The organism is Streptomyces sp. SM11 (genome assembly GCF_002910905.1).
Classification (GTDB): Bacteria; Actinomycetota; Actinomycetes; order Streptomycetales; family Streptomycetaceae; genus Streptomyces.
Window position 1 is genome coordinate 1 of record NZ_NEUE01000166.1, and the last position, 12141, is coordinate 12141.

At 69.4% G+C, this 12141-nt stretch carries 10 protein-coding genes and 1 tRNA gene; 8 read left to right on the forward strand and 3 right to left on the reverse strand.

Translation table 11 applies throughout. The features are described 5' to 3' along the window. Positions 1–139 precede the first annotated feature (139 nt). The gene (locus B9S58_RS14980) at positions 140–1588 is read left to right on the forward strand and encodes an NF041680 family putative transposase (RefSeq protein ID WP_103532603.1); all 1449 of its coding nucleotides are present in this window, start codon (positions 140–142) and stop codon (positions 1586–1588) included. Between the two features lie 128 nt (positions 1589–1716). Here B9S58_RS14980 and B9S58_RS14985 read toward each other — a convergent pair whose 3' ends face one another. After that, positions 1717–1944 carry a hypothetical protein gene (locus B9S58_RS14985; RefSeq protein WP_103532604.1) on the reverse strand — a complete coding sequence of 76 codons (228 nt, stop codon included), beginning with the start codon at positions 1942–1944 and terminating at the stop codon, positions 1717–1719. A 499-nt stretch (positions 1945–2443) separates the two neighbouring features. On the opposite strand from B9S58_RS14985, the gene B9S58_RS14990 reads away from it, so the two are divergent. Further along, positions 2444–4951 (forward strand): AAA family ATPase, encoded by a 2508-nt coding sequence (locus tag B9S58_RS14990; protein ID WP_103532605.1) that lies wholly within the window; start codon positions 2444–2446, stop codon positions 4949–4951. A 268-nt stretch (positions 4952–5219) separates the two neighbouring features. After that, the gene (locus tag B9S58_RS14995) at positions 5220–5903 is read left to right on the forward strand and encodes a hypothetical protein (protein ID WP_146063508.1); all 684 of its coding nucleotides are present in this window, start codon (positions 5220–5222) and stop codon (positions 5901–5903) included. 220 nt (positions 5904–6123) lie between these two features. Here B9S58_RS14995 and B9S58_RS15000 read toward each other — a convergent pair whose 3' ends face one another. Next, positions 6124–6435, reverse strand: a complete 312-nt coding sequence (locus tag B9S58_RS15000) for a helix-turn-helix transcriptional regulator (protein ID WP_103532607.1) — start codon at positions 6433–6435, stop codon at positions 6124–6126. Between the two features lie 111 nt (positions 6436–6546). Here B9S58_RS15000 and B9S58_RS15005 point away from each other — a divergent pair, with 111 nt between their 5' ends. Then, entirely contained in the window at positions 6547–7458 is a 912-nt protein-coding gene (locus tag B9S58_RS15005) for a hypothetical protein (RefSeq protein WP_103532608.1), read from the forward strand. Next, positions 7458–9182: a hypothetical protein gene (locus B9S58_RS15010; RefSeq protein WP_103532609.1), complete on the forward strand. Its 1725-nt coding sequence runs from the start codon at positions 7458–7460 to the stop codon at positions 9180–9182. Before B9S58_RS15005 ends, B9S58_RS15010 begins: the two co-directional genes overlap by 1 nt. A gap of 201 nt (positions 9183–9383) precedes the next feature. Here the strand turns inward: B9S58_RS15010 and B9S58_RS15015 are convergent. Continuing rightward, a tRNA-Leu gene (locus tag B9S58_RS15015) sits at positions 9384–9466 on the reverse strand. A gap of 312 nt (positions 9467–9778) precedes the next feature. Between B9S58_RS15015 and B9S58_RS15020 the strand changes: the two genes are divergently transcribed. The 3 genes from B9S58_RS15020 to B9S58_RS15030 form a co-directional block, all read left to right on the forward strand. Continuing rightward, positions 9779–10633 (forward strand): DUF3662 and FHA domain-containing protein, encoded by an 855-nt coding sequence (locus tag B9S58_RS15020; RefSeq protein WP_103532610.1) that lies wholly within the window; start codon positions 9779–9781, stop codon positions 10631–10633. Between the two features lie 10 nt (positions 10634–10643). After that, positions 10644–11159, forward strand: coding sequence for an FHA domain-containing protein (locus B9S58_RS15025; RefSeq protein ID WP_103532611.1), 516 nt, complete (start codon positions 10644–10646; stop codon positions 11157–11159). Between the two features lie 129 nt (positions 11160–11288). Next, positions 11289–12141: Stp1/IreP family PP2C-type Ser/Thr phosphatase (locus tag B9S58_RS15030; protein ID WP_179888912.1), on the forward strand; the 853-nt coding region annotated here is incomplete at its 3' end.

The following is a 12141-nucleotide window of genomic DNA, read 5'->3' on the forward strand; positions in this document are numbered from 1 at the left end:
AGCTTGAGATAAAACCTCAGGTCGCGCGGCGGTAGGTGTTCGAGTCCCCCACATGGGGAAACGCCGGACACGGCGACGGCCGCGCCGTGATCCTCGGGTTGTGAGACCAACGAAAACCGGCGCGACCGCCGCTGTCAGTGTGCCCGATCCCAGTGCCCGCAACGCGGCCTTGCGTGAACTCAAGGAGTTCCGCGTCGATGTCCGCTCCTGCCTCACGCGTTGGGGTGATGCGCTCTTCGAGATCACCGACGCGGTGCTGTGCAGCGAAGGCCCGGTACGCAACCTGGCCGAACTCAGCCTCGTGCCCGAACACGCCCGCTCCCACGGCTCCGTCCAGCGCGCCATGAACAACGGCCGTGTCGACTTCGAGCGCTTGAACTGGTCCTTCGCCCTGCACGACCTGCCGCGCGGCCCCGGCGGCGGCATCGTGCTCGCCGTGGACACCACGCCCTGGCTACGCCCGGACGCCGGCACCAGTGACCAGCGCACTTTCTGTCATACCTACGGCCGCGCCGAGGGCGCCCACGAGATGATCCCCGGCTGGTGCTACTCCGTTGTCGCCGCCCTGACCAGCGGCCCCACCTCCTGGACCGCACCCCTGGATGCCCGCCGCCTATGCCCGGGCGAACACCTCCAAGAGATCACCGCCCACCAGCTGCGCGGTGTCGTGAGCCGGATCGTCGCCCTCGGACGCTGGACCGCGGGCGACCCGCCGATCCGGATCGTGACCGACTGCGGCTACGACGGCCCCTACCTCGCCCACCAGCTCGCCGACCTGCCCGTCGAGGTCTGCGTACGCCTGCGCGGCGACCGCGTCCTCTATCAAGACGCGCCCCCAGGCGGAGGCGTCGGCGCGAAGGGCGGCCGGCCCCGGCGCCACGGCGAGCGCTTCGAGTTCCACAACCCCGACACCTGGCAACCACCCGCCCACGACACCGTCCGCAACCTCGACAAGTACGGGAACGTCCGTGTGCGCTGCTTCGAGCGCCTGCACCCCAAGCTCAACCGGCAGACGATCTGGCAGCACCACCCCGAACCCGAACTACCCATCCTCCCGGGCACGGTGATCCGCCTGGACGTCGACCGCCTGCCCTCCGGCGGCAGCCCGAAGCCCCTGTGGCTGTGGTGGTCACGCACCGGCGCGGACGCCGACCTCGCCGACAGCACATGGTCGTGCTTCCTGCGCAGATTTGATCTTGAGCACACCTTCCGCTATTGGAAGCAACACCTGGGCTGGACGAGCATCTGCCTGCGCTCTCCTGCCGCCGCCGATCGCTGGACCGCTCTCGTCCTGGCCGTCTACACCCAGCTACGCCTGGCCCGGCCCCTGACCGCCGACCTCAAGCGCCCCTGGGAGAAACCCCTGGCCGCCCACCAGCTCACACCCGGCCGCGTCCGCCGGGGGTTTCGTCAAGTTCGCAGATCACTGCCCGTCCTCACGAACGCGCCGAAACCCTCCCGTCCCGGCCCCGGCCGTCCGCCCGGCCGACGCAACACACGGAAGGCGCCAACCTACGAGGTCGGAAACGCCCTGCTCGGCACAGCAGATCAGACAGACAAGCGAGCAACCGAACAAGGACCCCGCTGACCACCCCAGGTTTTACGGCAAGCTGAGTGCGTTGTGGCAAAGGGAGTCCCTGTTCGATGAGCAGGGGCTCCCTTTGCCACAACGCACTCAGTCATGTCCGGCATAGCCCGAGCACATCCGCGGCGCCTTCAAGCATCCAAGGTGATGGAGCCGTCCGGAATCCACCCCTCGACGTAGCCGGCCATCAGGGTGCCGAGCTCTTGCGGGAACGCGGACGCGGGGTCGACCTCTGTGATGGGCCGCCACCGCCCGAAGTGTGAGAATGCCTCCGGTGCTTCTTCACGGGACAGCTTGAGGATGACGACCAGGTAGTCGCTGCGCCCCGATGCCGTCCCGGTGCTCAGCCGCCCGGTCACCGAGCTTCTACGCAGGGCCGACCGCCGGCCCCAGAGTCTCTGCCATCGGTGCACGGCACGCGCGTACGAGTGATGTGGCGGTACGTTGACACGCAGTGGCCACCAGACCGTCTGACCCGGCCGACGCTCCAGGAGGATCGTTCTCCTGTCGTGCGACAGGAGAACGATCAGCAGCGTGCGACTTACTTCCCGGACCGCCGGTTTCACGAGTGCGGGGGAAGCCCTGTCGTCAGGTGTCATACACGCCACCCTCACTCACCGATATAGGAATATCACTCTGGGTGTTCCATCCGGGTGGTGTGGGGCAGGATCTCCCCGTCAGGGCGTTCAGTGAACTAGATGCCGAGGTGGCCCAGTACGGACTTCTCCGCATCTAGTTCACTGAACGCCGCGACCTGGTCGGCCCGAGCAGGGCCGAGGGGCGCTCGCGTGCGGTGTGAACGCACCGGGCGTTCCTCGGTGCGGCTCGGACCGGCCCCGTATCCGGACCGAGGGTTGAATGGACGCGGTGTGGCCGGACCGGTTGGGCGTGGGTGACCGGGTCCGTCTCGACGGGCGGGAGCACACCGTCACCGGTGTGTACGGCAGGCTTCTGACGCTGACGGATGCGGTCGGGAGCGAGCGGCACGCGGACGTGGTGACGCTGCTGCGAAGCCGGGGCTTCTCGGTGCCGGAGCAGACGGCGCGTGCTCCCGGAGCTGGTCCGCCCCGGCCCGCGGGTGACGCGGCTGAGGGGGCGCGCTGGTGGCTTCCCCACGTTGTCGAGGTCCTGACCGGGCTGCCACCCGGAGCGCCGCCGGGTACGCGGCCGAGGCCCGATTTCGATCCGGCGCGGCGCACCCTGGGTGAGCGGGAGGAGGCGAAGTCCGAGGAGCTGCGGCGGGCGGGGCTGCGGGGCACTTCGGCCCGGACGGTCCGGCGCAAGCGGGCCCGGTACGAGGCGGAGGGGCTGGCCGGACTGGCTGACGGCCGGGCCGGGCGTAATGGAGGGCTGGGGGCTCGGTGGGACCCGCGGATCCTGGAGGCCATGCGCCAGGTGGTGTCGGAGCTGGCCGGGGAACGGCCGGGGGTAGAGTCGGTGCGCCGCCGGGTCACGCGGCTTCTGGCGGCGGAGGTCCGTTCGGGAAAACTGGTGCTGCCTTCGCGGACGACCTTCCACCGCCTGTATGCCGAGCTGGACGCTGCGGGCCTGATCGTCGGTCCGGACCGGTGGCCGGGACGGCAGGTCGTCGTGGACGCCGTACGTCTTCCCCCGCTTCCGCTTCCTGGTGGCGGGCAGCGGGAACTGGAGCTGGTGTTCGCCCTGGACCTCGACACCGAGGTGCTGCTGACCGCCGTCGTACGGGAGGGTTCACGGCCTGTGGACGGGGCCGCGCTGTTGGCTCGGATCTGGATGCCGGCAGACCGTCGGGCGGACTGGCTCGCCGGGCACGGCATCGCGGTCCCGGACTCACTGAGCGCCGAGAAGTCGTTGCCACCGCTCGTCCGGCCGCAGACCCTGCTCCTGGACCGAGCAGCCCCGCTTCCCCGGTTGGCTGACGCGTGGCGCCGCCACGGTGTCCTCGTGCGTGCGGCGCCCGGGGCGCTGCCTTATCCGCGCCACCATGCCGAGTTCGTGGCCCGGCAGTTGGCCGGCATGTTCAGCGCCTGCCTGCGGTCGATGCGAGGCGATCAGGCCCGGGATGCCGGGTGGCCCGTGGACATGGTGCAGGGCCTGCTCGATGTGTGGGCCCAGGAGGAGTGGAATAGCGGCGAACTCCACCGACAGCAAGGCGAGTTCGCCGTGCCGCAGTCTCCGCGCAGCAGGGCACTTCGCTACGCGGTGCTGACTGCGCGGGCGGGCTGGGTCGCCACGCCTCCCTCCCCGGAGGTGTTCGCCGGCCTGTTGCCCGGCGCGCGTCGGCGCGTGACCGCGTCCGGTCTGTATGTGAATGGGCGACGCTTCGACAGCCCTGCCCTGGACGCCGTACGCCGACGGCATCCGATCGAGGTGCGCCGGGACCCGTATGACATCAGGCATGTGTGGGCCCGGGCGGCGGAGGACTCGTGGACCGCCGTGCCGGCCGCTGTGCCCGCTCCGCTACTGCCGCTCGACAGGATTCCCATCCGCTCCCCTGTCTCCTCCACCGGCGGCCATCCCGTCGTCGCCCGCGTGCAAGAGATGGGATCGGGGCGGACTCCCACGGTCGACGCGCCGGACAGGTCTCGCATCGAGTACCACGCCGGGCTCCCGCTCCACACCCCCGATGTCGAGGCCGTCATCCGCCGAGCCGAGGAACTGGTGCTGCTCAACGAGCACACGTCCGGCGCGCGACCTGGCCTCGTGGTGAGCGGTGAGTCCGGCACGGGTAAGACCACGGCGCTGCTGGTGTTCGGCCGGAGCTACACGGCGCGGGCACGGCTTCCTGCCGGAAGCACCCGTTTGTCGGCCGTCTATGTCCGGGTCCCCCCGGCCACGACCCCGCGCATGTTCCTGGCGGAGCTGGCCCGGCAGGCATCGGCCCCGGTCCGGGAGCGGGCCGGGGCGGCGGAGCTGGCCCGCGAGGTGAGCGACGCGCTGAACCGTCTGGGTACGGGTCTGGTCCTGGTGGACGAGTTCGAGTACCTGCACGCGGCGAGGGGCTCGTCCACGCCGCTGTTCGACACCGTGGACTACCTGTGCGATCGGGTCCCTGCCACCTTCCTGTTCGCCGGCCGCGCCGCCGCCATGCCCTGCCTCGCACCCAGTCGCCGTTTGCTGCACCTGGCGCTGGGTCCGATGCCTCACGACAGGGCTTGGCGCGATCACCTCGCGCGGACGGAAGCGGCACTCCTGTTGCGCAGGCACGCACCGGGCAGCCTGCCGGACATGGCTGACCATCTGCACCAGCTCACCGGCGGCCGAGCCGACCGCCTGGGCTACCTCCTGCGCAGCGGGGCCATACGCGCCATCCGAGACGGCACCGAGCATCTCTCCCGCGCACTACTGGACGACCTCGCCTCCCCCTGGCACAACTCTCGTCGATGACGGTCCGGGCACCAGTCCGCCTCTCAGGCCATGACGCCCGGGCCACCTATACCGGTACGCCTGCAGCCCCACCAGGTCGCTCTGGCCATCTGCCCAGGCCCCCCGGAGGGCACCGATGAAGAGAGGAATCAATATTCTCGATCATTCATTCGAGCAACGAATGCATAACTAGGGCAAACCGGAACAACGATTCCCTTGCCCGCCGAATACCACCACCCACCACGGAGAAGGCGGGACATATATGGCCGGATGCCTCTACCGTGACACCATGGCCTTTCAGGCGACTGAGCAGAGCATCCCGGATGATTCTCTGGACACACTCGAACAGTGGGCCCGGAAGTTCGATGCGGCGCTGGAGGAATGCGACACCACCATCGACGACCTTGAGCAGTCGTTGCAACTGGCCAAGGAGCGTCGCATGCGGCTCTCCTCGGGGAGTGAAGAGGTCTGGGCGGCTGTTACGAGTGCGCGGTCCGCGCTGAAGACCGCCCGCGAGGCGTTCGCCCCGCAACAGAACCCCACCGGCGCCTCGACTACAGCCCAGCCGAGTCCTCAACTCAAGATCGTCCCCGTGGACACGCCGACACCTGGCGCGACGCCCCCCACGGAACCATCCGCGCCGGAACACGGTGCCGCCCCCGGCCCACACGCCCCGCCCGAGGGGCCCGCCTCCGCCGACGCCGACGCGCCATACGATGCCCCTGCCGAAGTGGCTGTCCGGGGGGCCCGGATGAAGCAGATCCTCACGGTGATAGCCCAGCGCCCCGACACCGACTGGGGAACCGGTGATGTCGCTGCTCTCCTCGGCATCGACGAGAGCGACATCGCCGCCCGGCGCGCGCTGCGCGAGAACCTCCGCAACCTCGCCCGGCGCGGCGCCCTGGAAAGGGTGACCATCGAAGGCGACTTCCACACCTACTACCGGCCCCGCATGAACTGGAGATTCGCCTGACGTAGAAAACCGTCGGTAATAACCGCGCCAGAAGCGAACCTCAAAAGCGCATTAACGACCGCCGCCGCGTAGGACGGCCCAGGGTTGCCTCCCTGGGTCTGCGGCGACGGTCATAGCCCGCTAAGGCCGTTTCCGACACTACCCGGCTCCGTCCGGACGTGTACGGCATTCGGCCATTTCATCCTGCCTCTTTTTCGAGGAGCCGAATGCCCATGCGAATTCACCGTGGTGGATTGCCCGGCTCGCGTCCGGGCCACAGGTCCACGCCGAGCGCTTTCTCCAAGGTCGCGATCGTCAGCAGATCGGGCCACACCTGTCCGGCGAGCACGCGCGTGACGGTCAGCCGGTCGACGCCCGTCCGCCGGGCCACCTCCACCATCGACCAGCCGTTCGCGTCGATCACCGTCCGCAGCCTCGCCGCCACTTCCTGGGCGACTCGCGCCCCGTGGTGGTCATCGAGCACAGCGCCCGGCCAGGTGCCCTCGAGGACGTACCCGACGGGCCTGCGGCTGCGCTTGTCTCCCTGTGGCACAGCAACGAGTCTCGCCCATACGGACCTCCCGGGATGACGGCGGCCACCACTCTCACCGAATGTTATTGGAATATCACCCCGCCCGGGGTCTATTCCTGGTGGAGAGTCACGATGGACGCGATCGACCGGTACCGACCCAAGCTCCCCGGCCCCGTCTGGGACCGCATCGGCCCGGACTGCCGACGCGCTGTCGCCAAGGCCGAGCCCGCCACACCGAAGGAAGCCCGTGACTGGATCGGCGCCCTGGCGTACGCCGCCGCTCACGCCGACGCCTGCGGTCGCCCCACGAAGGCCGAGCACCTGCTCACCTCCGAGGCGATCGAGTGGTACCTGGCCATGGGCTATCTGCACGCCGACGAGTCGTCCCGCTCCAACCGCCGTTGCCGCCTCCACAAGCTCCGCCGCGCCCTGCTCGGACCCGACCTGCTCACCGGCGACCCGGCCGTGTACACCGGCTCCGATCCCTCCCGGCCGTACACGAAGCCCGAGCAGGCCCAGCTGTACGCCGCCGCCCGCGCACAGCCCACCGAGGAACTCCGCTACGGCTTCCTGACCCTGCTCGCCCTCGGCCTCGGCTGCGCCCTGGACTCACCCGAGATCATCCCGCTGCGCACCCACGACGTCCGCGAAGCCCCGAACGGCGCGGTCGCCGTCGCGGTCCGAGGGCGCCGGAAGCGGATCGTGCTGTGCCGCAATGCCTGGGCCCCGGTCCTCACCGAGACCACCGCCTGGGCCTCCCGCCCCGGCCAGGCCCGCTATCTCTTCCGTCCGGCCAGTCACGCCCGGGGCGCGAACACCGTCACCAACTTCCTGGCCCGCACCAAGCGGACGCCCGGCACACCCGTCCCGGTCATGGGCCGGGCCCGCGCCACCTGGCTCGTCGACGCCGTCGAGGCCCGCATGCACCTGCCCACGCTGATGGCCGCAGCCGGTCTGACCACTCTGCGCTCCATCGACCGGATCCTGCCCCACGTCCGCAACCTCGCGCCCGACCAGGCCGCCACGATGCTCAGGGAGCTGTGATGACCAGCAGCCTCGACCGTCACGCACACATCGCCAAACTCCGCAGCCACCGCCTGCCCGTCCCCGACGCCGAGGTCCAGGAGGTGCTGGCCGAACTCGACGACTCGGGGCTCCTCGCCGAGATCGAACCGCTTGTTCACGCGCCCACCGGCCGCCGCCGGAAACTCGCCGTACAGGCCCTGCTGCTCGGCATGTGTCTGGCCGCCGCGCGCAACACCGGCACCGTCACCCTGACCTCGGTGGCCAACACCCTCTTCTTCACCCTGTCCGACCAGGCACGCGAGCAGCTCGGCATCCCTCGCTACCCCGACCACAGCCAAGGCTTCGAAGCCGCGTACGGGGTGGTCCGCCGCCTCTTCCACCGCATCGTCAAAGCCGTCGACCCCTCACCGCTGCCCAAGAACCACCGCATCGACCGTGACCTGGTCGCCCGCCTCCTCAGCGAGGCCGACCCCGACGAACTCGCCCGCAAACGATCGATCATGCTGCGGATCGCCAACCTGATTCTCGCCATGTCCCTGCGCGACGCCCACGTCCTGCTGGAAGGGCGCTGGAACGGCTCGGCCGCGCTGGACGCCACCGTCATCGGCACCTATGCGAAGGGCCTGTCGTCCAACAGCCCCGTGACGGCCAGCGACCCCGAAGCCGGCTGGTACATCCGCACCGCCAAACACAAAGACCCCCTCGTCACCGACGGACCGGCACAGGACCGGGTCAAGAAGCGCCTGTTCGGCTACGACGCCTGCCTCGTGGTCGCACGCGACCCCGACCACGACGGCGCACCGCTGCCCGACGGCTCGGCCGACCCCGATGTCGTCCCCTCCCTCGTCGTCGCCTTCTCCCTCGACAAGCCCAGCCACCGCCCCGCCGAAGTCGCCCTCGAAGCCCTCCGCCACGTCGATGCCCGCTACCCCCGCGGCTACCTCGCCGGCGACCGCCTCTACCCCGACCAGAAGCCGCACAAGTTCCAGCTCCCCATCCGCGCCCTGGGCTACCAGCCCGTCTACGACTACGCCAAGGACCAGCTCGGCGTACAGGCCCAGTTCGCCGGGGCAGAACTCATCGAGGGCAACTGGTACTGCCCCTCCATGCCCCAGCCCCTCAAGGACGCCACCAAGGACCTCGTCGACAAGAAGATCGACAAGCAGACTTGGATCAACCGGATCCGGCAGCGCACCACCCACCTCTTCATGCCCAAGCAGCGCACCGACGCCGAAGGCCACCGCCGCATGATGTGCCCCGCCGAGGCGAACCGCGTCCAGTGCCCCCTCAAGACCTACACCCTCGGCCGCGGCATCCACCTGCCCCTCATCGACCCCGCGCCCAGCCCCGTCGGCCCACCGACCGCCTGCGCCCAGCGCACCATCACCATCCCGCCCGAGGCCGGCGCACAGCTCTGGCAACCTCTCCAGTACGGCACCGAGGACTGGCAGCGCGTCTACTTCCGCCTCCGCAACGCCATCGAAGGCATGAACGGCTTCGGCAAGGACCCTCTCTACGAGCGCCTCGAATACGGCGGCACCCGCCGCATCCGCGGCATCGCCGCCCAGGCCATCCTCCTGGCTTTCCAGCTCGCCCACGCCAACAAACGCAAGCTCACCACCTGGGCCGGCAGCATCGCACTGAACGGCCACCGTCCCCACCGTCGTCCCACCCGCCGCCGCAAGACGAAACCCCTGGGCTCCTGGACACCCGAGGGTTACCTCACAGAGCCGAGCAAATAGGACAGACCGCACCCCGGCAGCCCACCTAAAAGATCAACAACCAGAGACGCACAAACGCAGATTGCCGACGGCCTTCAGGCCGTCGGCAATCTGCGTTCTCCCACCCCTGACCAGCAGCGAAACGCGAAACGGTCGGCATCGTGATCACGATGCCGACCGTTTCGTCGGTACTATCAGGACACTTTCGTCGGTGTCCCCCTGTGCGCGAGGGGGGATTTGAACCCCCACGTCCCTAAGGACACTGGCACCTGAAGCCAGCGCGTCTGCCGTTCCGCCACTCGCGCATAAGTGGTGTTCCAGACCCTCACCGTGTGGGGCGAGCGCCTGGCGACAAACGGAAGATTAGCACGCTGGACAGGGTGGATTCACATCCGTTGTTTCCCCGGCTTCGGGAGGGGAAGCGGGAACCCCGAACCATCGCCCCCACTCCTCCAGAGTGCGTCCCGAGTGCGGGACACTGTGAGGAGGCCACCTCTACGATCCGTGTGAGAGGTGACACTCATCCACAGGCCAGACAAGGGGAACCAGCCGATTTCCCGACGCGTGGATACGATCAGCAAGCAGTACAAGGACGATGACAACGGAGGAGGTGCCCCATGGGGGTCATGAAGCGTTTCGAGCAGCGCCTGGAAGGGCTGGTCAACGGCACCTTCGCCAAGGTCTTCAAGTCCGAGGTGCAGCCTGTCGAGATCGCCGGCGCCCTCCAGCGGGAGTGCGACAACAACGCGACGATCTGGAACCGCGAGCGGACCGTCGTCCCCAACGACTTCATCGTCGAGCTCAGCACACCCGACTACGAGCGGCTCAGCCCGTACTCCGGTCAACTGGGCGACGAGCTCTCCGGCCTGGTGCGCGACTACGCCAAGCAGCAGCGCTACACCTTCATGGGACCGATCAAGGTCCACCTGGAGAAGGCCGACGACCTCGACACCGGGCTCTACCGGGTCCGCAGCCGCACGCTGGCGTCGAGTTCGTCACAGCAGGACCCCTCGGCCCCTCCCCGGCCCGCGGCCGGACGGCCCGCCGCCCCGCAGGCTCCCGGCGGCTACGGCTACCCCCCGAGCGCCGCTCCGCCGATGCCCGCGGCCCCGCCGCCCGGCACCGGACGGCCCCCGGCACCCACGAACGACCGGCGCCCGTCGGCCACACCCGGCCCCTTGCCGGACACCCGGACGCGGCACTGGATCGAGATCAACGGCACCCGCCATCAGATTTCCCGCCCGACGTTGGTGATGGGACGATCCACCGACGCCGACGTGCGGATCGACGACCCCGGCGTATCGCGCCGGCACTGTGAGATCCGGACCGGAACGCCCTCGACGATCCAGGATCTCGGGTCTACCAACGGCATCGTGGTGGACGGGCAGCACACCACCCGCGCTACGCTCCGCGACGGCTCGCGGATCGTCGTGGGCAGCACCACCATCGTTTACCGGCAAGCCGAAGGGTGAAGCGGGGGCAATGTCAGAGCTGACCCTGACGGTCATGCGGCTAGGTTTCCTGGCTGTTCTGTGGCTGTTCGTCATCGTGGCCGTACAGGTCATCCGCAGCGACCTGTTCGGAACGCGCGTCACGCAGCGCGGCTCACGCCGCACTGCCGCCGACCCGCGCCCGCAGCAGGGCCGCCAACAACAAGCGGCGCCGCCCCAGCAGCGCCAGCAGTCCGGCCGGCAGCGCCGCGGGGCGCCCACAAAGCTGGTCGTGTCCGAGGGCACGCTCACGGGCACCACGGTCGCGCTCCAGGGCCAGACCATCACCCTGGGCCGGGCCCACGATTCAACGATCGTGCTGGACGACGACTACGCGTCCAGCAGGCATGCCAGGATCTACCCGGACCGTGACGGCCAGTGGATCGTCGAGGATCTCGGGTCCACCAACGGCACGTATCTGGAACGGACCCGGCTCACCACCCCGACACCAGTTCCGCTGGGCGCGCCGATCCGTATCGGCAAGACCGTCATCGAGCTGCGGAAGTAGTACGACAATGAGCGAGCGGAGCGAGCGAGCCGCGGCGGTCCCGACGGCGGACGCTGCCCGGTTCCCGACCGGAGGGTGGGCAGTGTGGCTCGAGACAGGCTGTACCCCGAGCCGACGGGCGAGGTGCGCATGAGTCTGTCGCTGCGCTTCGCCGCCGGGTCGCACAAGGGCATGATCCGGGAGGGCAACGAGGACTCCGGCTATGCCGGTCCCCGGCTCCTCGCCATCGCCGACGGCATGGGTGGTCAGGCGGCCGGTGAGGTCGCCAGCTCCGAGGTGATCTCCACGCTCGTCCCGCTCGACGACGACGTACCGGGATCCGATCTCCTGACCTCGCTCGGCACGGCCGTGCAGCAGGCGAACGACCAGTTGCGCGTGATGGTCGAGGAGGACCCCCAGCTGGAGGGCATGGGCACCACGCTCACCGCCCTGCTCTGGACAGGTCAGCGCCTGGGCCTGGTGCACGTCGGCGACTCCCGCGCGTACCTGCTGCGCGACGGCGTCCTGACGCAGATCACCCAGGACCACACCTGGGTGCAGCGCCTCGTCGACGAGGGCCGGATCACCGAGGAAGAGGCCACCACCCACCCGCAGCGCTCCCTGCTGATGCGGGCGCTGGGCAGCGGCGACCATGTCGAGCCGGACCTCTCCATCCGCGAAGTCCGCGCCGGCGACCGCTATCTGATCTGCTCGGACGGCCTCTCCGGCGTGGTCTCGCACCAGACGATGGAAGAGACCCTAGCCAGCTACCAGGGTCCGCAGGAGACCATCCAGGAGCTGATCCAGCTCGCTCTGCGCGGCGGCGGCCCGGACAACATCACCTGCATCGTGGCCGACGTCCTGGACGTCGACAGCAACGACACCCTGGCCGGGCAGCTCAACGACACCCCGGTCGTCGTCGGCGCGGTCGCGGAGAACCAGGCCCAGCTGGGCGACGGCGGGGCCATGCAGACGCCCGCCGGACGCGCGGCCGGCCTCGGCC